This window comes from Microbacterium sp. Z11_20, assembly GCF_057197605.1.
Genome location: NZ_JBXVOQ010000001.1, coordinates 190,880 through 217,543 on the forward strand (window position 1 = coordinate 190,880; position 26,664 = coordinate 217,543).

24 protein-coding genes are annotated in these 26,664 nt (G+C 70.5%); 17 read left to right on the forward strand and 7 right to left on the reverse strand.

Translation table 11 applies throughout. The features are described 5' to 3' along the window. Positions 1-90 precede the first annotated feature (90 nt). Genes AC2DFQ_RS00875 through AC2DFQ_RS00895 form a run of 5 tightly spaced genes read left to right on the forward strand, consistent with a single transcriptional unit; the run spans position 91 to position 3,479 of the window. Complete coding sequence (locus tag AC2DFQ_RS00875; RefSeq protein WP_484532649.1) at positions 91-765, forward strand: nucleoside/nucleotide kinase family protein; 675 nt, start codon at positions 91-93, stop codon at positions 763-765. Further along, positions 765-1,661 (forward strand): tRNA pseudouridine(55) synthase TruB, encoded by an 897-nt coding sequence (gene truB, locus AC2DFQ_RS00880; protein WP_484532650.1) that lies wholly within the window; start codon positions 765-767, stop codon positions 1,659-1,661. Before AC2DFQ_RS00875 ends, truB begins: the two co-directional genes overlap by 1 nt. Then, entirely contained in the window at positions 1,658-2,026 is a 369-nt protein-coding gene (locus tag AC2DFQ_RS00885; protein ID WP_484532651.1) for a hypothetical protein, read from the forward strand. The genes truB and AC2DFQ_RS00885 overlap by 4 nt, the downstream gene beginning before the upstream one ends. Positions 2,027-2,070: 44 nt before the next feature. Next, positions 2,071-2,502, forward strand: coding sequence for a hypothetical protein (locus tag AC2DFQ_RS00890; protein ID WP_484532652.1), 432 nt, complete (start codon positions 2,071-2,073; stop codon positions 2,500-2,502). Then, on the forward strand, positions 2,499-3,479 hold the full coding sequence (locus AC2DFQ_RS00895; RefSeq protein WP_484509713.1) for a bifunctional riboflavin kinase/FAD synthetase: 981 nt from the start codon (positions 2,499-2,501) through the stop codon (positions 3,477-3,479). Before AC2DFQ_RS00890 ends, AC2DFQ_RS00895 begins: the two co-directional genes overlap by 4 nt. On the opposite strand, the gene deoC is transcribed toward AC2DFQ_RS00895, so the two are convergent. Together deoC and AC2DFQ_RS00905 are read right to left on the reverse strand one after the other, a co-directional pair. After that, the gene (deoC, locus tag AC2DFQ_RS00900) at positions 3,473-4,189 is read right to left on the reverse strand and encodes a deoxyribose-phosphate aldolase (protein WP_484532653.1); all 717 of its coding nucleotides are present in this window, start codon (positions 4,187-4,189) and stop codon (positions 3,473-3,475) included. The two genes, AC2DFQ_RS00895 and deoC, sit on opposite strands and share 7 nt — an antisense overlap. 9 nt (positions 4,190-4,198) lie before the next feature. Beyond that, complete coding sequence (locus AC2DFQ_RS00905) at positions 4,199-5,560, reverse strand: MFS transporter (RefSeq protein ID WP_484532654.1); 1,362 nt, start codon at positions 5,558-5,560, stop codon at positions 4,199-4,201. Positions 5,561-5,637: 77 nt separating this feature from the next. Here AC2DFQ_RS00905 and AC2DFQ_RS00910 point away from each other — a divergent pair, with 77 nt between their 5' ends. From AC2DFQ_RS00910 to AC2DFQ_RS00925, 4 genes are all read left to right on the forward strand, one after another. Beyond that, complete coding sequence (locus tag AC2DFQ_RS00910; protein ID WP_484532655.1) at positions 5,638-8,049, forward strand: heavy metal translocating P-type ATPase; 2,412 nt, start codon at positions 5,638-5,640, stop codon at positions 8,047-8,049. Positions 8,050-8,107: 58 nt separating this feature from the next. Further along, positions 8,108-8,728, forward strand: a complete 621-nt coding sequence (locus tag AC2DFQ_RS00915; RefSeq protein ID WP_484532656.1) for a hypothetical protein — start codon at positions 8,108-8,110, stop codon at positions 8,726-8,728. A 193-nt stretch (positions 8,729-8,921) separates the two neighbouring features. Further along, positions 8,922-11,081 carry a DEAD/DEAH box helicase gene (locus AC2DFQ_RS00920; RefSeq protein ID WP_484532657.1) on the forward strand — a complete coding sequence of 720 codons (2,160 nt, stop codon included), beginning with the start codon at positions 8,922-8,924 and terminating at the stop codon, positions 11,079-11,081. 98 nt (positions 11,082-11,179) lie between these two features. Further along, the gene (locus AC2DFQ_RS00925) at positions 11,180-12,208 is read left to right on the forward strand and encodes a 6-phosphofructokinase (RefSeq protein ID WP_484509708.1); all 1,029 of its coding nucleotides are present in this window, start codon (positions 11,180-11,182) and stop codon (positions 12,206-12,208) included. A 466-nt stretch (positions 12,209-12,674) separates the two neighbouring features. On the opposite strand, the gene AC2DFQ_RS00930 is transcribed toward AC2DFQ_RS00925, so the two are convergent. Together AC2DFQ_RS00930 and AC2DFQ_RS00935 are read right to left on the reverse strand one after the other, a co-directional pair. Beyond that, the gene (locus AC2DFQ_RS00930) at positions 12,675-13,589 is read right to left on the reverse strand and encodes a hypothetical protein (protein ID WP_484532658.1); all 915 of its coding nucleotides are present in this window, start codon (positions 13,587-13,589) and stop codon (positions 12,675-12,677) included. Positions 13,590-14,002: 413 nt separating this feature from the next. Then, the gene (locus AC2DFQ_RS00935) at positions 14,003-16,120 is read right to left on the reverse strand and encodes a S9 family peptidase (RefSeq protein WP_484532659.1); all 2,118 of its coding nucleotides are present in this window, start codon (positions 16,118-16,120) and stop codon (positions 14,003-14,005) included. 175 nt (positions 16,121-16,295) lie between these two features. Between AC2DFQ_RS00935 and AC2DFQ_RS00940 the strand changes: the two genes are divergently transcribed. The 4 genes from AC2DFQ_RS00940 to AC2DFQ_RS00955 all read left to right on the forward strand — a co-directional run bounded on the left by AC2DFQ_RS00940 (position 16,296) and on the right by AC2DFQ_RS00955 (position 20,405). Beyond that, on the forward strand, positions 16,296-17,549 hold the full coding sequence (locus AC2DFQ_RS00940) for an anion permease (protein ID WP_484532660.1): 1,254 nt from the start codon (positions 16,296-16,298) through the stop codon (positions 17,547-17,549). Further along, the gene (locus AC2DFQ_RS00945; RefSeq protein WP_484532661.1) at positions 17,546-17,878 is read left to right on the forward strand and encodes a peptidase; all 333 of its coding nucleotides are present in this window, start codon (positions 17,546-17,548) and stop codon (positions 17,876-17,878) included. The genes AC2DFQ_RS00940 and AC2DFQ_RS00945 overlap by 4 nt, the downstream gene beginning before the upstream one ends. Before the next feature lie 29 nt (positions 17,879-17,907). Further along, the gene (locus AC2DFQ_RS00950; RefSeq protein WP_484532662.1) at positions 17,908-18,819 is read left to right on the forward strand and encodes a phosphodiesterase; all 912 of its coding nucleotides are present in this window, start codon (positions 17,908-17,910) and stop codon (positions 18,817-18,819) included. 113 nt (positions 18,820-18,932) lie between these two features. Further along, the gene (locus AC2DFQ_RS00955; protein WP_484509701.1) at positions 18,933-20,405 is read left to right on the forward strand and encodes an aspartate ammonia-lyase; all 1,473 of its coding nucleotides are present in this window, start codon (positions 18,933-18,935) and stop codon (positions 20,403-20,405) included. 3 nt (positions 20,406-20,408) lie between these two features. Here AC2DFQ_RS00955 and AC2DFQ_RS00960 read toward each other — a convergent pair whose 3' ends face one another. Beyond that, the gene (locus tag AC2DFQ_RS00960; protein ID WP_484509700.1) at positions 20,409-21,272 is read right to left on the reverse strand and encodes a fumarylacetoacetate hydrolase family protein; all 864 of its coding nucleotides are present in this window, start codon (positions 21,270-21,272) and stop codon (positions 20,409-20,411) included. Between the two features lie 76 nt (positions 21,273-21,348). Here AC2DFQ_RS00960 and AC2DFQ_RS00965 point away from each other — a divergent pair, with 76 nt between their 5' ends. The 3 genes from AC2DFQ_RS00965 (at position 21,349) to AC2DFQ_RS00975 (ending at position 23,737) form a co-directional block, all read left to right on the forward strand. Continuing rightward, positions 21,349-22,512 carry a PrsW family intramembrane metalloprotease gene (locus AC2DFQ_RS00965; RefSeq protein ID WP_484509699.1) on the forward strand — a complete coding sequence of 388 codons (1,164 nt, stop codon included), beginning with the start codon at positions 21,349-21,351 and terminating at the stop codon, positions 22,510-22,512. 164 nt (positions 22,513-22,676) lie between these two features. After that, positions 22,677-23,042, forward strand: a complete 366-nt coding sequence (locus tag AC2DFQ_RS00970) for an FKBP-type peptidyl-prolyl cis-trans isomerase (protein ID WP_484532663.1) — start codon at positions 22,677-22,679, stop codon at positions 23,040-23,042. 128 nt (positions 23,043-23,170) lie between these two features. Continuing rightward, positions 23,171-23,737 (forward strand): YceI family protein, encoded by a 567-nt coding sequence (locus AC2DFQ_RS00975; RefSeq protein ID WP_484509697.1) that lies wholly within the window; start codon positions 23,171-23,173, stop codon positions 23,735-23,737. 45 nt (positions 23,738-23,782) lie between these two features. Here the strand turns inward: AC2DFQ_RS00975 and AC2DFQ_RS00980 are convergent, their stop codons facing one another. Together AC2DFQ_RS00980 and AC2DFQ_RS00985 are read right to left on the reverse strand one after the other, a co-directional pair. After that, positions 23,783-24,709 carry a DMT family transporter gene (locus AC2DFQ_RS00980; RefSeq protein WP_484532664.1) on the reverse strand — a complete coding sequence of 309 codons (927 nt, stop codon included), beginning with the start codon at positions 24,707-24,709 and terminating at the stop codon, positions 23,783-23,785. 88 nt (positions 24,710-24,797) lie between these two features. Next, positions 24,798-26,129, reverse strand: a complete 1,332-nt coding sequence (locus tag AC2DFQ_RS00985) for an MFS transporter (RefSeq protein ID WP_484532665.1) — start codon at positions 26,127-26,129, stop codon at positions 24,798-24,800. 191 nt (positions 26,130-26,320) lie between these two features. Here AC2DFQ_RS00985 and rpsO point away from each other — a divergent pair, with 191 nt between their 5' ends. After that, positions 26,321-26,590: a 30S ribosomal protein S15 gene (gene rpsO / locus AC2DFQ_RS00990; RefSeq protein ID WP_484509694.1), complete on the forward strand. Its 270-nt coding sequence runs from the start codon at positions 26,321-26,323 to the stop codon at positions 26,588-26,590. The last annotated feature ends 74 nt before the right edge of the window (positions 26,591-26,664 follow it).

Here is a 26,664-nt window from a genome sequence, read left to right on the forward strand (position 1 = left end):
CAGCCTAGGTCGCGGTGAGACCCCGGGTGCGGCGTGCGCCGGCGCCGATGCGCGGCGCTCACCTGCGGAGCGGCCCCGTACGCTGGGAGGGTGCGGCTTCCCACCACCCCGGCGATCGCCCTCCTGCGCGGACTACGCGATGAGGTGCGTCAGCACTATCCTGCCGGGCGGGTCATCGTCGCCGTGGACGGGGTCGACGGTGCGGGCAAGACCGTCCTCGCAGATTCTCTCGCCGAGGTGTTCGCCGAAGACGGGGGAGCGGTCTTCCGCGCGTCCATCGACGGATTCCACCGTCCGCGCAGCGACCGGTACGCACGCGGTCGCACCTCGCCCGAGGGGTACTACCGAGACTCCTTCGATTGTGCGACCTTCCGCCGCGTCCTCATCGACCCGTTCCGCACCGGTGGCAGCACCGGCTTCCAGCTGTCGGCGTTCGACGTCGCCCGCGACATCCCGGTGGAATCGGAGTGGGTCACCGCCCCCCGCGACGCCGTCCTGATCATCGACGGTGTCTTCCTGCACCGCCCCGAGCTGCGCGGACTGTGGGACTGGTCGGTGTGGCTCGAGGTGCCCTTCCCGGTGGCCTTCGCCCGGATGGCGCTGCGCGATGGGAGCGACCCCGACCCGGAGGCCCCCGCGAACGCCCCCTACCGGAGGGGCCAGGAACTGTATCTACGTGAGGCCGATCCGCGAAGAGCAGCGTCGGCGACCGTGGAGAACTCCGACCTCGCCGCACCCGTGCGGATCTTCGGGGACTTCTGCTGATGGCATCGAGCGGATTCCTCCTCGTCGACAAACCCGCGGGGATCACCAGTCACGATGTGGTCGCGCGAGCCCGGCGGGCACTGGGGACGCGGAAGGTCGGACACGCCGGAACCCTCGACCCGATGGCGACCGGGCTCCTCGTGCTGGGCGTGGAGGGCGCCACGCGTCTGCTCACCTTCGTCGTAGGCGCCGACAAGACCTATGCCGCGACGATCCGGCTCGGTGAGAGCACCGACAGTGACGACGCCGACGGCGCCACGCTGGCACGGGCGGATGCTGCCGCCGTCGCCGCCGTGGACGACTCCGCCGTCGCGCGCGGTATCGCGGCCCTCACCGGTCGGATCTCCCAGGTCCCCAGCCGCGTGTCGGCGATCAAAGTGGGTGGCAGGCGCGCGTACGACCTCGCCCGTGACGGCATCGACGTGGAACTGGCCGCCCGCGCCGTGACGGTGTCGCGGTTCGAGGTTCGCGCCGTGCGCCGCGCCCCCGATCACATCGACCTCGACGTCGTCGTGGACTGCTCCAGCGGCACCTACATCCGCGCGCTGGCCCGCGACCTGGGCGCGACGCTCGGAGTCGGCGGTCATCTCACCGCGCTCCGGCGTGAACGGGTCGGTCCCTTCCTCCTCGCCCACGCGTCCGACCTGGAGTCCCTGGACCCCGACCGGATGCTGTCGCCGGCCGAGGCGGCCACGGCGGTCCTCGGCTCCATGCCGGTGAGCGCCGACGAGGCCCGCGACCTTCGCCACGGCAAACGCCTCCCCGGCGCCGCCGACCGCCTGCCCGGTCCGCGGGCGGCGGCTCTCGGCCCCGACGGCGCACTCGTGGGCATCGTGGAGCCGCGCGGTGCGGACGTGAAGAGCGCCATGAACATGCCCGAGGAACCGCGCCCATGATCCTGTGGTTCACCCTGGTGCAGGTCGTCGTCGCGTGCGCGGCCGGCGTGATCGCCGTGGTCGCGGGCCTGGCCGGCCGCCGGCCCGGGGATGTCACCGTGGGCGGGCTCGCGCTCGTGGAGGTTCTGCTCATCGGGCAGATCGTCACGGCCGTCGTCGCACCCTTCGCCGGTAATCCCCCCACGGGAAGCCCCCTCGAATTCTGGGTGTACCTCGTCTCGGCCGCCCTCCTCCCGCCGGTGGGTGTCGCGTGGGCGCTGGTCGAGCGGAGCCGCTGGAGCACGGTCATCCTCGGTGTCGCGGCCCTCGCGGTCGCCGTGATGGTGTGGCGCATGCAGGTGATCTGGACCATCCAGGTGGCGTGAGCGCGACCGGAGAGCCCGGTGGTGCGGCCTAGGATTGACAGGTCATGGCAACTCGCACACCTCGCCGGATGACCGGCATCGGCAGGGTCCTCGTGATCGTCTACCTGGTCATGGCGCTCGCGGCCACCGGCCGCTCGTTCGTTCAGATCGTGGAGCGCTTCGACGAGGCGCCGCTGGCGTACACCCTGTCGGCGGTCAGCGCGGCCGTCTACATCCTCGCGACCCTGGCGCTCATGTTCGCCGGGCGGCGCCCCTGGTATGCGGTGGCGTGGGTGGCGATCGTCTTCGAACTCGCCGGCGTGCTCGTCGTGGGAACCCTCAGTCTCCTGCTCCCCGAGCTCTTCCGCGACCCCACGGTGTGGTCGCTGTACGGCAACGGGTACCTCTTCGTTCCGCTCATCCTCCCCTTCCTCGGGCTGTGGTGGCTCGCCGCGCACCGTGCTCCGGCGCCCGCTCCGGTGGCGGTGGCGTCGTGATCGTCTTCCGCGATCCGGCTGAGATCCCCGCCGGCTTCGGCCCGTCGGTCGTCGCCATCGGCAAGTTCGACGGCGTGCACGCCGGGCACCGCGCCGTGATCGACCGGGCCCGGGTGGACGCCGCAACCGGCGCGCGGGTGGTCGCCGTCACCTTCGATCGCAACCCGCTGCGACTGCTACGACCCGAGCAGAGCCCGGCCGATCTCATCGGCGTGCACCAGAAGCTCGACCTCCTCGAGCGCGCCGGCGTCGACGCGACGCTGCTGCTCACCTTCGACGAGGCGCTGGCCGAGTTGACCGCGGAGGAATTCGTCCGCCATGTGCTGGTCCGGGCGCTGGGCGTGCGCACGGTACTCGTGGGCCAGGACTTCCGCTTCGGTCGCGGCGGCGCGGGTGACCCCGACCTCCTCCGCGAGATGGCGCGCGAGTACGGCTTCGTCGTCGACGTCGTCGACGACGTCCGCGCCATCGACGACGATCGTCGCGTCTCCTCGACGTGGATCCGCGAACTCCTCGGCCATGGCGACGTCGAGCGGGCGGCGAAACTCCTGGGACGCGCGCCGTCGGTGTGGGGCGAGGTCGTGCACGGGCTCAAGCGGGGGCGCGAGCTGGGCTATCCCACTGCCAACCTGTCGCCCGAACTGGAAGGCTTCGTTCCCGCCGACGGGGTGTACGCCGGCTGGCTGATCGATGAGAGGTCGCAAGCGGGGCTGCGGCCCGGCACCCGGTACGCCGCAGCCATCAGCGTCGGGGTCAACCCGACCTTCGGCGACGTGCCCGTCCGCCAGGTGGAGGCCTACGTCCTCGACGAGACCGACCTGGACCTCTACGGTCACCGCGTCGAGGTGCGGTTCGTCGCCCGCATCCGCGGAATGGTCGCGTTCGAGGGCATCGACGCGCTCAAGGACCAGATGGCCGACGACGTCGATCGGGTGCGCAGCGTCCTCAGCGAGTCGCAGGAACGCAGCGGTCAGTAGGACGAGTCATCGCGCGCGCCCGTCGCACCCGTGCCGGTCTCGATGGCCCGCAGTTCTCCCAGGATGGTCGCGCTCGCGCTGGTGCCCAATCGGGTCGCCCCCGCCTCGAGCATGGCCAGCGCGGTGTCGAGGCCCCGCACGCCCCCGGACGCCTTCACCTGCACGTCGGGCCCGACGCTGGCGCGCATGAGCCGCACGTGTTCCACGCTCGCCCCGCCCCCGCCGAACCCGGTCGAGGTCTTCACGAACGCCGCGCCGCCGGCCTCGGCCAGCCGACTGCCACGGGCGATCTGCTCGTCGTCGAGGTATGAGGTCTCCAGGATCACCTTCGTGACACGTCCGGCCGCCGCATCCGCCACCGCCTGGATGTCGGCCACGACCTCCGCGTCGAACCGCGACCGCAGCCCCCCGATGTTCACGACCATGTCGACCTCGCTCGCGCCATCGGCGAGGGCCTGGGTCACTTCGGCCACCTTCGCGGCGGTCGATGTGGTGCCGTGCGGAAACCCGATGACCGTGCCGACGGCCACCCCGGTCCCATCCAATCGGCGCACGGCGTGCGAGATGTCGGACGGGCGTACGCAGACGCTGAACACCCCCCACTCGGCAGCGACGTCGAGGTCGGCATCGACCTGTGGGCGGGTGAGTTCGGGCTTGAGGATGGCGTGGTCGATCGTCGCGGCGAGCTCGCGTTCGGTGATGCGGGACATGCCTCCAGCCTAGGCGCGGACCCGATTGCGGATTCCGAGGAACGACACCACGCCGCCGGCAGCGAGGAGCGTCGCTGTGACTATCGCGGCGCGATGGAACCCCGCGAGGTCCAGCGACCCGCCGACGATCGTGGACAGCAGGGCTATCACGATGAGCCCGGCCACGCGCGAGACCGCGTTGTTGACCGCTGAGGCGATCCCCGAGCGGCTCGCATCGATGGAGCCGAGGACCGTCGCCGTGAGAGGTGCCACGGTCAGGGTGAGCCCGATCCCGAACATCAGCACGCTCGGCAGTACCTGCCACCAGTAGGAGAAGTCCTCCGACACGCTCAGGAGCAGGAGCGCCCCCGCGGCCATGACCAGCGGCCCGGCCGTCATGAACGCGCGGGATCCCCGCCGCCCGGCGAGGGCGCCGACGCGAGAGCTGAATGCGATCATCAGGACGGTGACGGGAAGGGTTGCCAGGCCGGCGAGCGTCGCGGGGAGGCCGGCGCCCTGCTGGAGGTACACACCCAGGACGAACCCGTTCAGCGACAGCGCGGCGTACACGAACCCGGTCGCGAGGTTGCCGGTCCAGAAGTTCCGTACGCGGAAGAGGCTCAGCGGCATCATCGGCTGCCGGGCGAACCGCTGGCGCACGAGGAAACCCGCGAACGACGCCAGTCCGACCGTCATCGTTCCCCAGATCACGGGCGAGGCCCATCCGAGGGCCGGCTGCTCGATGAGCGCGAAGACGCTCGCTCCCAGCCCGATGGTGCACAGCGCTGCCCCCAGGAGGTCGACCGTGGCGCCGGGGCGGCGGGAATCGCGGTGGCCGAGGCGCACCATGAGCCAGAGGGTGACGGCCAGTGGCGCGACGTTGATGAGGAACACGAGGCGCCACGACAGCAGGTCGACGAAGAGCCCGCCGAGAACCGGGCCGGCGATCATGGCGCCGGTGGTCGCAGCCGTCCAGATGCCGATCGCGCGTGCCTGCGCGGCATCCCGGAAGTTCGCCGTGATCAGCGCCAGCGAACTCGGCACCAGGAGCGCGCCCGCCACGCCCTGGAGGGCTCGGGCGACGATGAGGAACTCGGGGGTGGCTGCCGCGGCGACCGCGATCGAGGTGACACCGAATCCGATCAGGCCGATGGTGAGCACCCGGAGCCGGCCGAGGACGTCGCTCAGCGAGCCGGCCACCAGGATGAGTGCGCCGAGGGTGACGAGGTAGGCGTCCACGACCCACTGCTGGGTGGTGAGCCCCCCGCCCAGGTCTTCCTGGATGGCCGGGAGAGCGACCGTGACGACGGTTCCGTCCAGGAAGGAGACGAACGACCCGAGGATGGCGATCCACAGGACCAGCCGCTGGTCCCGGGTCATCGGCTCCGTCATGGCACCACCCTACGACCGGATGCCGACTGGCTCGAAATACCCCAGGGGGGTATTCTGTTGTCGAGGCAGGAGGCAGAATGTCGACGCACACGGAGCACGCGGCAGCGGGGGAGGCACGCCGTGAGGCGACCCTCGACATCGCGGGGATGACCTGCGCGAGCTGCGTCACGCGCGTGGAGAAGCGGCTGCGGGCAGTGGATGGCGTGGAGGCGACGGTCAATCTGGCCACCGAGTCGGCGCGCGTGAGCTTCCCCGACGACGTCGACAGCGCGCGGCTCGTGCGGGCGGTGCGGGAGGCCGGCTACGAGGCCCGCGTCCGCACCCGGACCCCCGTTCGCCGCCGCGAGGCGCCCGCGGGTGGCGCGGGCCACGATCGGGATTCCCACGATCACGCCGGTCAGGATCACGCGGGTCACGACTCGGCCGGCCACGATCACGCCGGTCACGACTCGGCCGGCCACGATCACGCCGGCCACGATCACGCCGGTCACGACTCGGCTGCAGGGGTTCATGACCACGACGTGGAAGATCGCCCCGGCACCGCCACTCTCCGGACGCGCCTGCTGGTCTCCCTCGCGCTGGCGCTGCCCGTCGTCGCCCTCGGCATGGTCCCTGCGTGGCAGTTCCCGGGGTGGCAGTGGGTGTCGCTCGTCCTGACGGCGCCGATCGTGCTGTGGGGCGGCTGGCCGTTCCACCGGGCCACCATCGCCAACGCCCGCCATGGCGCGGCGACGATGGACACCCTGATCACGCTCGGAACGTTCGCGGCCTTCCTCTGGAGCGTGTGGGCGCTGTTCTTCGGGTCGGCCGGGCGGATCGGCATCCAGCACGAGGTCGTCCTGTTCGGGCCCGTGCACGACGCCACCGCGCTGGTGTATTTCGAAGTCGCCGCGGCCGTGACGGTGTTCCTGCTGCTCGGGCGCTTCATCGAGCAGCGGTCCAAGCGCCGCGCCGGTTCGGCGCTGCGCGCCCTGCTCGACCTCGGTGCGCGCGACGTGGAGCTCGAAAGCGGCGCGAGTATCCCTGTCGAGCAGCTCCGGGTGGAGGACAGGTTCGTGGTCCGCCCCGGCGGCACGATCGCTGCCGACGGCGTGGTCGTGGCCGGCTCGGCCGCCGTGGACGAGAGCATGCTCACCGGAGAATCCGTCCCCTCGGAGGTGACCACCGGTGCGACCGTGACCGGTGGCACCATCGCCGTCGACGGACGCCTCGTCGTGCGCGCGACCTCCGTCGGCGAAGACACGCGACTGGCGCACATCGCGCGCCTGGTCGAACAGGCCCAGACCGGCAAGAGCCGCGTGCAGCGCCTCGCCGATCGTGTGTCGGCGGTGTTCGTCCCCGTCGTCATCGGCTTGGCCGTCCTGACCCTGGTGGGCTGGATGGTGGCGGGCGCATCCCCGGCAGCCGGCTTCACCGCCGCGGTAGCCGTCCTGATCATCGCGTGCCCCTGCGCCCTGGGACTGGCGACCCCGATCGCAATCCTCGTCGGCACCGGACGCGGCGCGCAGCTGGGCGTACTGATCACGGGTCCCGAGGCTCTCGAGTCCGCCCAGCGCATCGACACGATCGTCCTCGACAAGACCGGCACGCTCACGACCGGCCGCATGACCCTGATCGAGGTCATCGCCGAGCCCGGCGACGACCTCGAGGCGCGCCGCGTGGCGGCCGCGCTCGAGCGTCGCTCGGAGCATCCCGTCGCCCAGGCGGTCGCCTCGGCCTCGGCCGCCGATGCGGACGTGGACGACTTCCGCTCCGCCGCCGGCGCCGGCGTCACCGGTCTGGTCGACGGCCGTGCGGCATTCGCGGGGCGTGTCGGATTCGCCCGTGACCTGGGTGCCGACCTCCCGGCCGACCTGGATGCCGCGGTCCGTGAAGGGGAGGAGCGGGGCACCGTCGTCGTCACCGGCTGGGCCGACGACGCCGGGACGCTCCGCGCACGAGCCGTCTTCATCGTCGCCGACGCCCTGCGTCCAGAAAGTGCCGAGACGGTCCGGGGACTCCGGGACGCGGGGCTGGACGTGCAGTTGCTCACGGGCGACAACCCCCGCGTCGCCGCCGCCGTCGCGGGCGAGCTGGGCATCGCGTCGGTGTCGGCCGGTGCGACGCCGGAGGAGAAGGTCGCGGTGCTCGAGCGCCTGCGCGCCGAGGGGCGCACGGTGGCGATGGTCGGCGACGGTGTCAACGACGCGGCGGCCCTTGCCACGGCAGACCTGGGCATCGCGATGGGCGGGGGCACCGACGCGGCCATGCACGCGAGCGATGTCACCCTCATCCGCAGCGACCCGCGTGGAATCCTGACCGCGGTCCGCCTCAGCCGGAAAACCATGCGAGTCATCCGGGAGAATCTGTTCTGGGCGTTCGCGTACAACGTCGCAGCGCTCCCCCTGGCGGCTCTGGGCCTGCTGAACCCCATGATCGCGGGGGCGGCGATGGCGTTCTCGAGCGTATTCGTGGTGCTCAACAGCCTCCGGCTGCGACGCGCCCGCTAACGCCGGATCTCCGCGGCGCCCACGGGCTAGGGTCGAGGCGAACCCCGGAGGTACGCCCATGACCACGACCCGCTCCGCCCTGTCCGCGGCGCTCGCCACGGCGGCGCTCGCCGTGCTGCTCAGCGGTTGCGTGCCCGAGCCGGATTCTTCGCCTGCGCCCAGCGGGTCGACGGCCTCGTCTTCGGCCTCGCCCGCTTCGCCTGCCCCGTCGGCGACCCCGAGCGAGGCGGCGGCCACCTTGCCCGCCGACTGTGCGGAGATCTACTCCGCCGAGATGCGAGCCACGCTGGAGGGCGAAGGTCTACCCCTCAACGACCCGGGCGTCACGATGTTCTCCACGCAGAACGCCACCCTCCTGGAGCTTCTCGAAATCGTGCCGAATCTCCGCTGCACGTGGGGAGCGCCCGGCGAGGTGGGGCTTGCCACCACCGTGTCGCTGGTGGACTCCGACCAATCCGCAACCGTCTCCGATGCGCTCAACGCAGCCGGATTCGGGTGCGAGGATGACGACGGAGCCATGGTCTGCCGCATCGAGCAGCGAGGCCTGACCTTGGACGACGCCGAGTACGTTCGGGGCGAGACGCACGCGCTGAGAGGGGACCTGTGGGTCGCCACGGGATGGCTCAACCTCGACCCCGAGGGTTACACCGAAGACGTCCTGGCCGCACTCGGACGCTGAGCATGCGCTCGAAGCGCTAGACTAGATGGCGGAGCCTCACGGCCCGACGACGCAGCCCGCTGAAGCGGGCGCCTGCGACCGGGTGGGGGCACCGCCCCGCGGGAGTCACGGCTCGCGCCGCCCCCCGGGACCGCAGACCCACCGGATCAGCCGTCGATGACGTCGAGAACCGGATGACACGCTCAGGAGGAGCATGCCGACCACGGCGACCGCCGCTTCCGGCTCTGGCCAGAAGCGCAGGAAGTCCTCGTCCGCCCGCCGCGACGACGAGGCCCCTCTCATCCCGATCCTCGCGCGCAAGGTGCGCGAGGTCGAGGCGAAGGCTCAGCGCGGCAAGCTCGGCCCCACCAACCGGGTGAAATTCCAGGTGATCGCCTTCCTCGTCCGCGAGGAGCGCGCACGGGTGAAGGCTGATACCGAGCTGACCGATGCGACCCGCGCCGAGCTGCTGAAGCGCCTCGACGGCGTCGCCACGATCCTCGCCAAGACGGCTGCGCGCGACACGTCGCTCATCCAGCTGCTCGAGGGCGACCAGGCGGCCTCGCCTGTCGCCCGGCGGATGCGTCGTGACTGGCTCCTGGAGTCGGGAGCAGAGCTGCCCCCCGATGAGCTCATCATCACCGACGTGGCACCCCCCACGGCCCAGGTCGTCCCGGCCGCGCTGGCCGAACGCCAGGTCTTCCCCGCGGCGGTCGAAGCGCGCAAGATGGCCCATCCGTTCCTCGCGCCCGATCTGACGGCGCGGCCCGCGCAGACGACGCCCCGGCGCCGCTTGGACGGCTGGGAACTCATGGGACCCCTCTACAAGGCGTTCGAGACGGGCGCCGGCGGTTCGGCCGCATCCATGGACCTTCCCGAGGTTCCCGAGTACGACCGCCTCTCGCCCAAGGGCCTGGACGTCATGCCGCACCAGTCGCGGTTCCTCGAAGCCGTCCGCGAGGGACACCGGACGTTCCTCCTGGCCGACGAGCCGGGCCTCGGCAAGACGGCCGAGTCGGTGCTGGCGGCATCCGTCGCCGACGCCTACCCGCTGCTGGCGGTCGTTCCGAACGTGGTGAAGATGAACTGGGCGCGCGAGGTGCACCGATGGACCCCGCAGCGCCGCGCCACGGTGATCACGGGCGACGGCGAGGACATGGACGCCTTCGCGGACGTGTTCATCGTCAACTACGAGATCCTCGACCGGCACCTGTCGTGGCTCAGCTCGATCGGCCTGAAGGGCATGGTCGTCGACGAGGCGCACTTCATCAAGAACCTCACATCGCAGCGCTCGCAGAACGTGCTGGCTCTGGCGACCCGCATCCGCGAGCAGGTGCGTGACCCGCTCCTGCTTGCGCTGACGGGAACACCGCTCATCAACGATGTCGAGGACTTCGACGCGATCTGGCGCTTCCTCGGCTGGACGAACGGGGAGAAGCCCGGACCGGACCTGATGGAGAAGCTCGACTCGACGGGGCTCACCCCCGCTGACAAGGCGTTCTATCCGCAGGCTCGCGACGCGGTCATCTCGATGGGCATCGTGCGCCGCAAGAAGAAGGACGTCGCCGCCGACCTGCCCGACAAGCTCGTCGCCGACCTGCCCGTCGAGCTCGACGACGAGGAGGGTCGCTCGATCCGACGCGCCGAGCGCGAGCTCGCCGACCGGCTCGCGGCCAAGTACCGCCGTATCGTCGTCGCCCGCGGAGACAGGGGTCTGCCTGCGGGCGAGATCGATCACGACATCGTGCGCCTGGTCGCGCAGAACGAGCTCGACGAGTCCAAGGCCGCAGGGTCGGGGTCGGAGAACGTGTTCACGATGGTCCGCCGCATCGGCAAGGCCAAGGCGCACCTGGCCGCCGACTACACCGTGCAGCTGCAGCGCTCGGTGGGCAAGGTGGTGTTCTTCGCCAAGCACATCGACGTCATGGATGCTGCGGAAGCCCACTTCGCCGCATCCGGGGTGCGCACGGTCTCCCTCCGCGGCGACCAGTCCACGCCCGCGCGTCAGGCCGCCATCGACGCGTTCAACAACGACCCCGGCGTGGGGATCGCAGTGTGCTCCCTCACCGCGGCCGGCGTCGGCGTGAACATGCAGGCCGCCTCCAACGTCGTGCTCGCCGAGCTCAGCTGGACCGCCGCCGAGCAGACGCAGGCCATCGACCGCGTGCACCGCATCGGCCAGGACGAGCCGGTCACCGCATGGCGGATCATCGCCGCGCACACGATCGACACGAAGATCGCCGAGCTCATCGACTCCAAGCAGGGGCTCGCGCTGCGGGCGCTCGACGGCGTGGCGATGGACGCGACCTCGAGCGACTCGGTGCAGCTCAGCGCCCTCACCCACCTGCTGCGGCAGGCTCTCGGGGGCGACTGACGCTCGCCGGGGCGTATGGCAGGTCTGCATGACACCGCGCTAGGGTCGGGGTGGCAGCGTCGCCGGCCCCTTCATCCGACACAGCGAGGACCACAGCTATGAAGATCGGCATCCTGACGAGCGGCGGGGACTGCCCCGGCTTGAACGCCGTCATCCGCGGCGCGGTGCTCAAGGGCACGACGACGTACGACATCGAATTCGTCGGCATCCGCGATGGATGGCGCGGCGTCGTCGACGCGGACTTCTTCCCGCTGACCCGCCATGAGGTGAAGGGCCTGTCCAAAGTGGGCGGCACCATCCTCGGCACCAGCCGCACCAACCCCTATGAGGGACCGCGCGGGGGAGCGGAGAATATCGCCAAGACCCTGTACGGCCACCGCATCGACGGCGTCGTCGCGATCGGCGGCGAAGGCACCCTCGCCGCGGCTGACCGGTTGTCCAAGGACGGCATCAACGTGCTGGGCGTGCCCAAGACGATCGACAACGACCTCCGCGCCACCGACTACTCGTTCGGTTTCGACACGGCCGTGAACATCGCCACGGACGCGATGGACCGCCTGCGCACCACCGGCGACTCGCACCAGCGCTGCATGGTCGCCGAGGTCATGGGCCGCCACGTCGGCTGGATCGCCCTGCATGCGGGCATCGCCGCCGGTGCTCACGTCATCTGCATCCCCGAGGTCCCCATGTCGATCGAGGAGATCTGCGCGCAGGTCTCGCGCGCCCACGACCGCGGCCGCGCGCCGCTGGTGGTCGTGTCGGAGGGGTTCACGCTGAAGGGCATGGACCACGCGTACAGCGACAAGGGCCTGGATGCGTTCAACCGCCCGCGCCTGGGCGGGATCAGCGAGATCCTTGCGCCGGAGATCGAGCGGATCACGGGCATCGAGACCCGCTCCACGGTGCTCGGCCACATCCAGCGCGGCGGCTCGCCGTCGGCCTTCGACCGTGTGCTCGCCACGCGCCTGGGCCTGCACGCCGCTGATGCCCTCATGGACGAGGACTGGGGGCAGATGGTCGCGATGCGCGGCACCGACATCGTCCGCGTGCCGTTCGCCGACGCTCTGGGCGAACTCAACTCCGTTCCGTACTACCGCTACGAGGAAGCCGCCGCTCTCTTCGGCTGACCCGCCTGCCGTGCGCGGTCGCGCCTGCCCAACCCGCCGTGCGTGCGCCCACCCTGCCTGCAGTCCGGTGCCCGGTCGCTGCATGTCTCAGCCTCAGCGATCCATGTCTCAGCTTCTGCAAGCCAGAGGCGTCGCATTTGCAGGAATTGAGACACGGGCGGGCGCCGGTGGGGTGGGCGGGGAGAGGGGACGGGCGAGGAGGCAGGCCAGCGGGTCAGTGGGGGCCGCGCCATCCCGCCCGCCTTGCGCGATCGCGCCCTCTGCAGTCCTGTGCCTGGTCCCTGCATGTCTCAGCCTCAGCGATCCATGTCTCAGCTTCTGCAAGCCGGAGGCGTCGCATTTGCCGGAATTGAGACACGGGCGGGCGCCGGTGGGGTGGGTGGGGGGCTACCGGGAGAGGGCAGGATGAGGAGGCAGGATGAGGAGGCAGGGAGAGGGGACGGGCGAGGCGGCAGGACCACGCGGGTCAGTGGGGGCCGCGCCATCCCGCCCGCTCCAGGGCCTCGCGCACGAGTGTCACGGCGCCGCGTCCGTCCCCCCGCATGTGGTGTGTGAGGATGCGGACATGGTCCCAGCCCTCGCGGCGGATCGCCGCCCACCGGTCGGCGTCCCTGGCGAACTGTCGATCGTCCTCCGCGTGCACTCTGCCGTCGTACTCGGGTCCCACCCGCCACCGCGGATAAGCAAGGTCCAGCTCAGCCACCGCTCGACCATGCGCGTCGCGGAGCACCCAGTTGATCTCGGGTTCGGGAAGGCCGGCACGTACCAGCAGGAGGCGGAGCGAGGTTTCTCTCGGCGATCGCGGACCCACGCGCACCTCGGCGAGCGCGCGGGTCAGCACGCCGCGGCGCACATCACCCATCGCGGCCACCTCCTCCCGGAGCTCTCCGACGGTGGCCAGGGGCCGGTCGCCGGAGACGAGGAAGTCCGCGGCTGCGATGAGGTCATCCAGCCGCCAGAGAGTGCCGGTCTGCCGCCATGCCCGCACCGGATGCTCCACGGGCCACCCCCGTGCATCGACGAGGCAGGCGTCGTCGCGCACCTGCAGGCGGTGCGCCCGCACCCCCGCCACGCGCGGCGGATAGGCAGGTCGGTGTGTCGCGACGTGCACGGCGGGGCGGTACGGATAGCCCGGCGCCGGTAGGCCGAGGAGAACGAGCGCCGTCTCGTGGCTGAAGAACTGGCCGCGGGTCAGGCGCGGCGCATACTCGTCGCACCGCCCGACCAGTTCCACCGGCGGGGGGCCGGATGCTCGCACGCCGGGGTAGGGCGCGCGGAGGTCGACGCGACGTAGGGAGTGCGGAGAAGCGCCGAGGTGAACCGCCTCCCGCACGCTGAAGGTCGGGGGAAGGGATTCGGGGAGGGCGCGGCGTCTCGGCACGCCCGTCAGCCTTCCGCTCGACGCGCTTCGTTCCACCCCTCCACGCGCTACCGGGGGATAACCCCACCGCCCGCCCCACATGGGGAGGACACCTCATGTCTCACCATCCGCAAGGTCTGGCCCCCACCTCTCCACGCGCTACCGGGGGATAACCCCACCGCCCGCCCGACTTGGGGAGGACAGCCCATGTCTCACCATCCGCAAGGTCTGCCCCCTCGCCTTGCAGAAGGTGAGACACCGACGGCGGAAAGTGAGACACGCACGGCGGAAAGTGAGACACGCGCCATGGAGGCGGAGAGGCGGAGGGGCGGAGGGGCGGAGAGGCGCAGGGGCGGAGCGGCGGAGGGAGGGGCGCAGGGGCAGAGGGAAGGGGCAGAGGGAAAGGGCGGAGGGGGACGGGGAGGTGCGCGGGGTCAGTCGTCGGCGAGGGCGAGCACGTCCAGGAGCCACGCGAGCTCGAAGGCGCGCTCGCGCCAGGCGTTGTACCGGCCGCTCACTCCGCCGTGGCCGGCGACCATTTCGCACTTCAGCAGCGCATCGGCTCCCACCTCGCGGAGGCGCGCGACCCACTTGGCCGGCTCGACGTAGAGCACCCGCGTGTCGTTGAGGGACGTGACGGCGAGGATGCGGGGATACTGCACCCCATCGCGGACGTTCTCGTACGGCGAGTACGACTTCATGTACGCGTAGACGTCGGGGTCGTGCAGGGGATCGCCCCACTCGTCCCATTCGATGACCGTGAGCGGCAGCGACGGGTCGAGGATCGTCGTCAGCGCGTCCACGAACGGCACGTCGGCCAGGATTCCGGCGAACAGCTCGGGAGCGAGGTTGGCGACGGCGCCCATCAGCAGGCCGCCCGCGCTCCCGCCCTCGGCGACCATCCGGTCCGCGGTGGTGTAGCCGGCGTCGATGAGGTGGCGGGCGCAGTCGACGAAGTCGGTGAACGTATTGCGCTTGGACTGCAGCTTGCCGTCCTCGTACCACTGGCGGCCGAGCTCCCCGCCGCCGCGCACGTGCGCCACGGCGAAGATCACGCCGCGGTCCAGCTCCGACAGTCGTGCCACCGAGAATCCCGGGTCGATCGAGTGCTCGTACGAGCCGTAGCCGTACAGGTGCACGGGGCGGGGTGCCGCCCCCGCCTCGCCGAACGACCGCTTCCACACGACCGAGATCGGCACCTGGGTGCCGTCCTGCGCCGTCGCCCACACGCGCGCCTGCGCGTAGTCGTCGGGGTCGTAGCCGCCGAGCACAGGCTGGCGCTTGCGCAGCAGCAGCTCACCCGTGGCGATCGCGTAGTCATAGACAGTGCCCGGCGTCACGAACGACCCGTACCCGAGACGCAGCAGCGGCGGGGCCCACTCGGGATTCCCCGCGGTGCCCACGCTGTACAGCGGCTCGCCGAACTCGAGTTCGTCCAGCGACCCGTCGGCGTAGTCCAGGAGCGCCACCCGGGCGATGCCCTCCCGGCGGTAGGCGGTCACCCCCCAGTCGCGGAAGGTGTCGATGTCGAGCAGACGCCGTCCCGGCTCGTGCGCGAGCACCACCGAGCGCTCACCCTGGGGGTCGGATGCGGCGACGCGGACCAGCTCGAAGTCCAACGCGCCGTCGTTGTGCAGGACGTACAGCACGTCCTCGCCGTCGACGATGGCATGGGATGCGGAATACTCCACGCCCTCGCGGCGAGGCCAGATCACGCGCGGCTCGGCGCGCAGATCCTCGGCATCGACGAGCCACTCCTCGCTGGTGATGGAGGACCCGACCTCGATCACGAGGTATCGGTCGCTGCGCGTGAAACCGGCGCCCACCCAGTAGCGCTCGTCCGGCTCCGTGAACAGTTTCACGTCGTCGGCCACGGCGGTGCCGATCTGGTGCACCCAGACGGTGTCGGGCCGCCACGCGTCATCCATGGTCGTGTAGACGATGAACCGGCCGTCGGGGGAGAAGCTCGCACCGGCGAACGTTCCCGGGATCTCGTCGGAGAGGTTGTCGCCCGTGGTCAGGTCGCGGACCCGCAGCGTGTACCTCTCGTCTCCGGCCGCGTCGACGCCGTACAGCATCCGGTCGCCGTCGGCGGAGACTTCGAAGCTCCCCAGCGAGAAGAAGTCGTGGCCCTCCGCCTCGACGTTGCCGTCGAGCAGGATCTGTTCGCCGGGGACGGCGACGCCGGGGGAGAGGTCGGGCGGCGTCCAGTCATCGGGTGCGGAGATCGGAGCCCGGCATTGGATGCCGTACTCGCTGCCCTCTGCGGTGCGGCCGTAATACCACCAGTGCCCGCGACGGGTCGGCACCGACAGGTCGGTCTCGAGGGTGCGGCCCTTGATCTCCGCGAAGATCCGTTCGCGGAGGCTCTGCAGGTCGGCGGTGCGCGCCGCCGTGAAGGCGTTCTCGGCCTCGAGGTGAGCGATCACCGCGGGGTCGTCCTTCTCCCGCAGCCACTCGTACGGGTCGTCGAACGTGTCGCCGTGGTGGGTGCGGGCCACCGGCTTGCGGTCCGCCTGCGGCGCGGTCGGGGGTGCTGCGGTGTCGGTCACGCTTCCACGCTAGTGGAGTGTGACGGGAGGGAGCCGGGGAGGCAAGTTTGACCCGGGCAGGCGAGGGTGTCAGGATTCTGCGGTGCCCGGTGAACGGGACACGACTCGACGGTGAACTGTTCGTTCGTCACACGGCCGCCCCGGCGGCCACCCATCCCCTCACGGAAAGCGAACGGTGGAGACCGCAACTCTCGTCATCGTGCTGGTCATTGTGCTGGCGCTGTTCTTCGACTTCACCAACGGATTCCACGACACCGCGAACGCGATGGCCACCCCCATCGCGACGGGCGCCCTCAAGCCCCGGGTCGCGGTGCTACTCGCGGCCGTGCTGAACCTCGTCGGAGCGTTCCTGTCCACCGAGGTGGCCAGGACCATCTCCGGCGGGATCGTGCGGGAGGACCAGATATCCGCCGCCATCTTCCCCGCGATCATCTTCGCCGGGCTGATCGGCGCCATCACGTGGAACATGCTCACGTGGCTGCTGGGGCTTCCCTCCAGCTCCTCGCACGCCCTGTTCGGCGGACTCATCGGCGCCACGCTGGTGGGGGTGGGTGCCATGGCCATCGACTTCGGGGTCGTGATGTCCAAGGTCATCCTCCCGGCGGTGATCGCCCCCCTGACAGCCGGCATCATCGCCTTCACGGTGACCAAGATCGCCTATGCCGTCACGCGCAGGTACGACTCCAAGCCCGATGGGCGCGACGGGTTCCGCTGGGGGCAGATCTTCACCTCCAGCCTCGTGGCGTTGGCGCACGGCACCAACGACGCGCAGAAGACCATGGGCGTCATCACGCTCGCCCTGATCACGGTCGGGTGGCAGTCGGCCGATCGGCACGAGCCGCAGTTGTGGGTGGTCGTGGCGTGCGCGGTCACGATCGCCCTGGGCACGTACATGGGCGGATGGCGCATCATCCGCACGCTCGGGAAGGGCCTCACCGACGTCAAGCCTGCGCAGGGCTTCGCTGCGGAGACCTCGACCGCGTCGACGATCCTCGCCTCCAGCGCCCTCGGGTTCGCCCTGTCGACCACGCAGGTGGCGTCCGGCTCGGTGATCGGCTCCGGACTGGGGCGACGCGGTTCGGTCGTCCGCTGGCGCACCGTCGGCCGGATCATGGTGGGGTGGCTGCTCACCCTGCCGGCAGCCGGCGGCGTGGGGGCGCTCGCGGCCCTGCTGGTCGTGTGGCTCGGACCGTGGGGAATCGCCCTGGACGCGGTTCTCGCCGTCGTCGTGGTGCTGGGCATGTTCTGGCGTTCCCGCCGCAATCAGGTCACCTCTGCCAACGCGATGAGCGAAGTGGCCGGCTCCGGCCGCGCGGTGAAGGTCACGCGCAACCCGCCGCCCACCCGCCGTCAGCGCCGGCTCGCCGACGCGGACAGCGCCGCCGCATCCCGCCACTCCTCCGACACCGACGAGGGGACGCGCCCGTGATCGCGATCGACTGGCTCGCATTCGTCCAGGTGTTCGTCGTGGCGCTCGTGGGCGCACTGATCGTCGTGAGCTTCTACGCCCTGGGCCTGCGGATGCTGGTACGGGCCGGGCGTGTGCCCGTCGTGGCGCCGGCGGAGTTCACGGACGCGATCGCCGTCGTCACCGAGAAGCAGCGCCGCCGCGCGGCGAAGGCGGCGGCCAAGGCCGCGAGGAAGAGCCCGCTCAGCGCCGCCCAGAAGCGGATCGCGCTGGCCGCGGCATACGGATGCTTCGTCGTGTGCGGGCTCGCCGTGCTGGGCGGCATCCTCCTCATCGTCCTCGGACGCTGAGGGTCGGCGGCCCGCTCTAGGGTGGAGCCATGGTCGCAGCGGTCCGATTCGGTCAGCATCCCCCCGCCCGCCGGGTGATCGTGCACGTCAGTGACACGCATCTGCTCGCCGGCGGCCGGCAGCTGGGCGGTCGCTACGACACGGTCGCGAACCTCACGCGCACCCTGGAGTCCGTCGAGGCGCTCGGCGTCCGCCCCGACGCGATCGTGTTCACCGGCGACCTCACCGACCTCGGCGAGCCCGAGGCCTACCGCACCCTGCGCGCGACCGTCGACCCCGTCGCCGCGCGCCTGGGTGCGCCGGTGATCTGGGTCGCGGGAAACCACGATGAGCGGCCCGCGATGCGCCAAGACCTTCTCGGGCTCGCACCCACGGAGGAGCCGGTCACGGGCATCTGGGACCTCGGCGGCCTGCGCCTGGTCGCGCTGGACAGCACGGTTCCCGGGTGGCATCACGGAGACCTCGACGCCGCACAGCTGGCGTGGCTGCGGGAAGTCCTCGCGGAGCCCGCCCCCCTCGGCACGATCCTCGCCCTCCACCACCCCCCGCTTCCCACGCACATCCCCTTGTTCGACATCCTCGAGCTGCGCGACCAGAACGGACTCGCCGCCGCGATCGCGGGGAGCGACGTGCGCCTCATCCTCGCCGGCCACCTGCACTACTCCACGAGCGGCACCTTCGCGGGGGTCCCCGTGAGCGTGTCCGCCGCGACCTGCTACACGATGGATCTCGCGCGTCCGGCCGTCGAGGTCAACGGCATGGATGCCGGGCAGTCCTTCCACCTCGTCCACGTGTACGACGACACCGTCACGTCGGCGGTGGTCCCCGTGGTCGATGCCGAGCCGTCGGGATACTTCACCGCGGCATGGGTCGAGGAGATGGCGCAGCTGACCGCCGAGCAGCGCCTCGAGGCGTTCTCGCGCAAGCGCCCGACGACCTGACCCGGGCGACCGAGGAGCGGGGCGGCAACACGCGGCAGGCAGGGCGCACCGCGGGGCTGGGCGGTACGCTCGAAGCACCCCGGACCGCCGTGAACGACCCACAAGGACATCACATGCCTCTGGACGAACCGACGCGTACGCGTCTCGAGACCGATTCGCTCGGTTCCCTGGAGATCCCCGCGGATGCCTATTGGGGCATCCACACGGCGCGGGCGCTGGAGAACTTCCCGATCTCCAAACGTCCCATCTCGGTCTACCCGAACCTGGTCTGCGCGCTGGCGATGGTGAAGCAGGCTTCGGCCCGCGCCAACTGCGAGATCGGCGTCCTCGACGCCGACAAGGCGGAGCTGATCGACGCGGCCGCGCAGCGGGTGATCGACGGAGAGTTCCACGAGCAGTTCGTCGTGGGCGTCATCCAGGGCGGTGCCGGCACGTCGACGAACATGAACGCCAACGAGGTGATCACCAACGTCGCGCTGGAGATCGCCGGCCGCGAGAAAGGCGACTACGGGTTCCTGTCGCCGATCGATCACACCAACCGCAGCCAGTCCACCAACGACGTGTACCCGACCGCGGTGAAAGTCGGGTTGTCGTTGACGCTGCGGAGCCTCCTGGCCGAGCTGGCGCTCCTACGGCAGGCGTTCCTGGACAAGGCGGTGCAGTTCCACGACGTGCTGAAGGTCGGCCGGACGCAGCTGCAGGATGCCGTGCCGATGACCCTGGGCCAGGAGTTCAACGGCTTCGCCACGACGCTGGGCGAGGATTACAACCGGCTCACCGAGAACGCGTACCTGTTGTCGGAGATCAACATGGGTGCCACGGCGATCGGAACCGGGATCACGACGCATTCCGGCTACGGCCGCTCCGTGCTCCGCCACCTGCGCGAGAACACCGGCCTGGACCTGGAGACGGCGACCGATCTGGTGGAATCGACCAGCGACACCGGCGCCTTCATGTCGTTCTCCTCGTCGCTCAAGCGCAACGCCATCAAGATGTCGAAGATCTGCAACGACCTTCGCCTCCTTTCCAGCGGCCCGCAGGCCGGATTCGGCGAGATCAACCTCCCCCCGCGGCAGGCCGGTTCGAGCATCATGCCGGGGAAGGTGAATCCGGTCATCCCGGAGGTCGTCAACCAGGTCGCCTTCGCCGTGGCCGGTGCTGATCTGACGGTGACGATGGCCGCGGAGGGCGGTCAGCTGCAGTTGAACGCCTTCGAGCCGGTGATCGCGCATTCGATCTTCCAGTCGATGACGTGGATGCAGCAGGCGATGTGGACGCTGCGGGTCAACTGCGTCGAGGGCATCACCGTGAACCGCGAGCGGCTGGGGGCCATGGTCGGGGCGTCGGTGGGCGTCGTCACCGCACTGACCCCGTTCATCGGCTACGCCGCCTCCGCGGCGCTGGCCAAGACCGCCCTGCTCACCGGTCGGAGCGTCGCCGATCTCGTCGTGGAAGCCGGCCTCATGTCGCGCGTCGAGGTCACCAAGCAGCTCTCCCCGAAGCGCCTGTCCGGGCTGGAAGCGATCACCGAGGCGATCACCGTCATCCACGCCGCGGAGAACGTGGTCGCACCGCCCGAGGGCTGAACCTCACTCCACGATGCGGCAGTGCGTCGTGAGTTCGCCGATCCCGTCGACACCGACGGTGACGGTGGAGCGATCGCGCAGGAAGATCTGCGGGTCACGCGAATAGCCGGCCCCGCCGGGGCTTCCCGTGGAGATGAGGGTGCCGGGGAGCAGCGTGACGGAACGGGAGAGGTGGGAGATGAGCAGCGCCACCGACCGCACCATCTGACCCGTCGAGGCGTCCTGCACGAGGTGCCCGTCCACGACCGTCCAGATGTGGAGGTCCTGGGGGTCGGGGATCTCGTCCGCCGTCACCACGAACGGCCCGGTCGGGGTGAACCCGTCGAAGGACTTGCAGCGCGACCACTGCGCCTCCGAGAACTGGATGTCGCGGGCGGTGATGTCGTTCACCACCGTGTAGCCCCACACGTGGTCCAGCGCGTCGTCGACGCTGACGTCCTTGGCGGGCCGGCCGATGATCACGCCCAGTTCGGCCTCGTAGTCGACGGACTGGCTGAGCGTGCGGGGCCAGGAGGTGGTCGCGTCGTGACCGGTGAGCGAGTTGGGCCAGAGGACGAAGACCGTCGGGGTCGCGTCGGTCTTCAGTCCCAGCTCGCCCGAGTGCGCCGCGTAGTTCAGGCCGATGGCGAGGATCACCGGCGGGGTCAGCAGCGCCGAGGCGAAGGTCGGATCGGCCAGCGGCTCCCACGTCGCCTCGTCCTGCGCGTCCCGCACCCGCGCGAGCAGCTCGTCGCCACCGGCGACGAGGTCGTCGAGTGTCGAGGGGGCCCCGGGGAAGAACTCGTCGACGAAGGCGGTCCGACCGTCGCGGACGAGCACGAGGCGGGGCGAGCCCGACGACGGGGGGACCACATGGGCGAAACGCATGCTTCCACGCTACCGGGCGATTCGGTGCCGCCCGTGCCGTCGCGGGAGGGGAGCGCGGCGCCCCTAGGCTGGGCCCATGTCGCACCCCTCGCCGCTGTCTCAACCCCACCCTGGCGTCGGAGCGCTGATCCCGCCCGCCCCGGCCGCACCGGTCCCGCAGAGTGCGCCCGGCCGGGGCCGCGGCACCGGAGCCGCGCTCATCTGGGTGGGCGGCGTCCTCGCTCTCCTGCTGCTGGTTCTCGTGTGGTACTTCCTGCGCTTCCTCGGCCCCGGAGCATCCCTGGTCGGCATCCTGCTGGCGATCGTCCCGTTCGTGGGGGTGTGGCTGGCGGTGCGGATCGTCGACCGCTGGGAGCCCGAGCCGCGCGGCCTGGTCGTGTTCGCGATCGCGTGGGGCGCGATCGCGTCCGTCGCCATCGCCCTGGGCGTCGACCTGGTCCTGGCGGTGATGTTCGGCTCCGGCAGTCCCGTGCTCTCCGCCGTGGTGCAGGCGCCCGTCGTCGAGGAGATCGCCAAGGGGCTCGGCGTGTTCCTCATCTACGTCAGCGCGCGCCGGGCGTTCAACGGGCCGGTGGACGGGATCGTGTACGGAGCCCTTGTGGGCGCGGGCTTCGCCTTCACCGAGAACATCCAGTACTTCGCCGTGAGCCTCCTCGAGGGCGGGATCGGCGACGTGACGGTGACGTTCTTCCTGCGGGCCGTGCTCTCACCGTTCGCGCACGTGATGTTCACCGCCATGACCGGTTTCGCCCTGGGGCTGGCGGCTCGACGGGGGTTGGGCGTCGGGGGTGCGCTCCGCTACGGATCGGTCGGGCTGATCGCCGCGATCGCACTGCACGCCCTGTGGAACGGGTCGGCTGTGCTCGCCGATTTCTTCGGCCTGTACTTCACCCTCCAGGTGCCCCTGTTCGTCCTCTTCCTGCTGGGTATCGTGCTCCTTCGCCGCGAGGAGGCCCGCCTCACCCGCGCGCGGCTGGGTGAGTATGCTGCGGCGGGATGGTTCACGCCGCAGGAGGTCGACATGCTCGCGACCGCGCCGGGCCGCCGTGCGGGGCTGAACTGGGCCCGGACGCTGCGCGGGGACCGGCGCGAGCTCATGCGCACATTCATCGCGGATGCCACGGCCCTCGCTGCCGCCCGCGAGCGCGCCCTCACCGGGCGCGACCCGAACGCCGCCGATGCCGAGCGGCAGCTCCTGCGGCGTACGGCCGAGGCGCGAGGAGCGCTGTTCGCCCCGTAGCCTCCCGCGCCGGGAGAGGTCGCAGCAAGACTCAGCGCTCGGTGCCGCGGCGATGCCTGCGTGTCTACCGAGCGCTGAGTTGGCCTGCACTCAGGATCTCCGCCTCGTCCGAGCCTGTCAAGAGGGGTCGCGCGCACTCCGGCGAGGCATGCTTGGATGAGAGCATGACCGATCGCACCAAGCCCGAATTCGACGCGCCCCAGGGGCCGGCTCCCTCCGACCTCGTCATCCGTGACCTCATCGTCGGTGACGGACCCGAGGCCAAGCCCGGCGACACCGTGACCGTGCACTACGCCGGCGTGGAGTACGACTCCGGCGAGGAGTTCGACTCGTCGTGGGGGCGCGGGGAGAGCATCCAGTTCCCGCTGCGCGGCCTCATCCAGGGCTGGCAGGACGGCATCCCCGGCATGAAGGTCGGCGGACGCCGGGAGCTCATCATCCCGCCGCACCTGGCCTATGGCCCGGCCGGAGGACACTTCCTCGGCGGGAAGACCCTCATCTTCATCATCGACCTCCTCGCCGTCGGCTGACGGCGCAGAGCCGAGCACCCGGGACCCCAGGGGTCCTGGGTGCTCTTCTTTTCCCGAGCCCGGAATACATGCGTATGAATGCAGGTTGGGGCTGGGGCTTGATCCATTTGCATCCGACGAGGAGACACATGACCGACACGACAGTAACGACCGACATCCCCGGCTACCGGGCGGGCACCTGGGTGCTCGACCCCGCGCACAGCGAGGTGACTTTCACCGTTCGCCACATGATGATCTCGAAGGTCCGCGGCACCTTCGGCATGAAGAGTGCCACCCTGATCGCGCCGGAGAACCCGCTCGACGCACGCGTCGAGGCGTCGGTGGACGTGGCCTCGCTCGACACGAAGGAGGCCGGCCGGGACCAGCACCTGCGCTCGGCCGACTTCTTCGACGTCGAGAACCATCCCACGATGGAGTTCCGCTCGACGGGTGTGCGCCTCGAGGGCGGTGACTTCCTCGTCGACGGCGACCTGACCATCCGGGGCGTCACGAAGCCCGTGACCTTCTCGTTCGAGTTCGGCGGCTTCGGCACGGACCCCATGATGGGTACCTACAAGGCGGGCGCCAGCGCGAAGGCCGTCATCAACCGCGAGGACTTCGGGTTGACGTGGAACGCCGCGATGGAGACCGGCGGGGTGCTCGTCGGCAAGGAGGTCACCATGGAACTCGAGCTTGAGGGCACGCTCCAGGTCTGATCGCGAATGAAGCGGCGGATGCTCCGGCATCCGCCGCTTCGTCGTTCACGCGGGTGTGCGGGGCCTGAGGCGGATCCGCTCCTGGACGAGGAGGATCCCCAGCAGCACGATCGCCGCACCTGCCGGCTCGTTCCAGCTGAGCGTCTCGCCCAGGACCGCGATGCCGAGGATCACCCCCACCACCGGTGTGATGTAGGTGACGGTGGACGATCGGGTCGGCCCCCACGCGGCCAGGATGTCCTGGTTCCAGATGTACGCCAGCCCGGTGCCGAGGCACCCCAGCAGGACGACGCTGGCCAGCACCCACGGGTCCCACCGCATCGGCTCGAGGAAGACCAGCGGCGACAGGACGAGCATGACGGCCGCGGCGATGCCGATGTACCCGGTGACGATGGCGATGCCGGACAGGCCGGTGTTCCCGAGGAAGCGCCGCATGTACGCGAGGCTGAAGCCGTAGCAGGCGGTGGCGACGAGTAGCGCCAGTTGCGCGAGGAGGCTGTCGCCGAGTTCGAACGTGGCGCCCGGGGCGATGATGACGACGACGCCGGCCACACCCACCGCGATGCCCACGAGCTGTCCGGCGCGCAGGCGCTCGACCCGGAACACCGCCCACGCGAGCACCGCGGTCATGATCGGCGTCGTCGCGTTGAAGATGCTCGCGAGGCTGGAGGTGACGTGCTGCTGGGCCCACGCGAAGAGCAGGTAGGGCAGGATGCAGAACGTCACGGCCACCACGACCAGGTGTGCCCAGATCAGCGGCGTGCGAGGCAGGCGCTCCCGGCGGATGAGCACGATCGCGACCAGGGCGACGGCACCGAAGACCAGCCGCCACCACGCGACCTGGGCGAAGTTCATACCGGTCAGGGCGACGGCGATGAACAGGAAGCTCGACCCCCAGACGATGCCGGTGAGGACGAATTGCACGCCCACGGCAAGCGGCGTGGGCGTACGGACGGGGCGGGGAGAGGTCACCCGCCGACGATAGTGCCGGCGGTGGACACGGGCGCGCGGTGGCGGATACGTCGTCCGAAATCCTTCGGCATACGGCGCTCGCGCGCGGTCAGGGTTCCGGATGCCCCGCGTCGTACCGGCGGAACCGGGGGTTGAGTCGGACGAGGACGCTGACGAGGGCGAGGATGACCAGGCCGCCGAGCAGCGGCGGGAACCACAGGGTCGTCAGCGTCGCGAGGGTGCCGGCGTACAGCGCTCCCAGACGGGGGCCGCCGGTGACGACGACGATGAACACGCCTTGGAGGCGTCCGCGGATGTTGTCGGGGACGGCCGCCTGCAGCATCGTGGAGCGGAAGATCGAGCTGATGTTGTCGGCGGCTCCCGCGAGGACGAGCGCCCCCATCCCGGCGATGATCAGGGCGACGTTGGCGGAGCCGTCGCTCACCTCGGGCTGGGCGAACGCACCGGACGCTGCGGCGGCGAGGATGACCCCGAACACGAGCATGGCGACGCCGTACACGAGGATGGCCCGCTCGATCCCGAGCCCCTGGCGCTGCACCTGGCCGATCCGACCGGAGAACAGACTCGAGAGGAGGACGCCGACCGCGACGGCGGACGTGAGCGCTCCGGTGGTGACCGCCCCGCCCCCCAGCAGCACGGCCCCGATCGCCGGGAACAACGCGACAGGGTGCCCGAACGTCATCGCCACGATGTCGAGGAGGAACTGCAGGCGGATGTTGGAGGCGCGACGCAGAAACCGCCATCCGTCTTTCAGCGACTGCAGCCCGGCCGCGACGGCGTCGCCCTCCGGAGCGATCCGGGGGAGCGTCCACAGCCCGAGGAACAGCCCGAGCATGAGGATGACATCGATGGTGTACGTCCAGGCGTACCCGGTGAACGCCACCAGGATGCCGGCGAGGGCCGGTCCGCCCATGGTCATCGCGCCGGTGGCGATGCCCTGGAGCGCCGCAGCGGCGGGCAGGAGGTCGCGCGTGATGAGCCGGGGGACGATCGCGGCGCGGGTGGCCATGACGACCGAGTTGGCGGCGGAGTTCACGACGCTCAGCAGATACAGCCACCCCACCGTCTCACCGCCTGTCCACGCGAGCGCGGCGAGCACCACGGTGGAGGCGAAGGTCACCGCGGCCGCCAGCAGGGCGACGAGACGGCGGTCGAACGCGTCTGCCAGCATCCCGCCGTACAGGCCGGCCACGATCATCGGTGCGAGCCCGGCGACCGCGATCATCGACACCGCGAAGGTGTCGCCGGTCAGCTCGTAGACGTGCAGCATGACGGCCACCACGGTGAGCTGACCGCCCAGCCCCGCCAGCGCCGAGCCAGCCCACAGGCGGGCGAACGCGGGAGTGCGCAGGGGCCGGAGGTCGATGAGGTGCTCGCGGCGAAGCCGGCGGGAACGAGCGGATCCCTCGTCCCCGCTCACGGGACGCGCGAGCGGACGGAATCGGGATGCCGGCGCATCCGTTCAGGCTATCGGGGGAGGCGAGGGCGGGCGCGCCGCCGCATCCGTTCGCTGGTAGACTTTCCCGGTTGCCGTTGGATCGGCCGCGGATAAACAGAGCTCACGCATCAGGCGTCGGGCGCCGCGCAACAAGCAGGAAGGGGATCCCATCTATGCCACTCGAATCTGATGCTAAGAAGGCGATCATCGACGAGTACGCGACGCACCCCGGTGACACCGGATCCCCCGAGGTGCAGGTCGCGATGCTGACGCAGCGCATCAAGGACCTCACAGAGCACCTGAAGGAGCACAAGCACGACCACCACTCGCGTCGTGGTCTGTTCCTGATGGTCGGTCAGCGCCGTCGTCTGCTCGGCTACCTCCAGGACATCGACATCGCGCGTTACCGCCGACTGATCGAACGTCTGGGACTCCGCCGCTAAGGCATCGCCACCCGGCGTATATCGCACTTCTTCGAGGGCCGTCCCAGGTGTGGGGCGGCCCTTCGCCTTGCGTT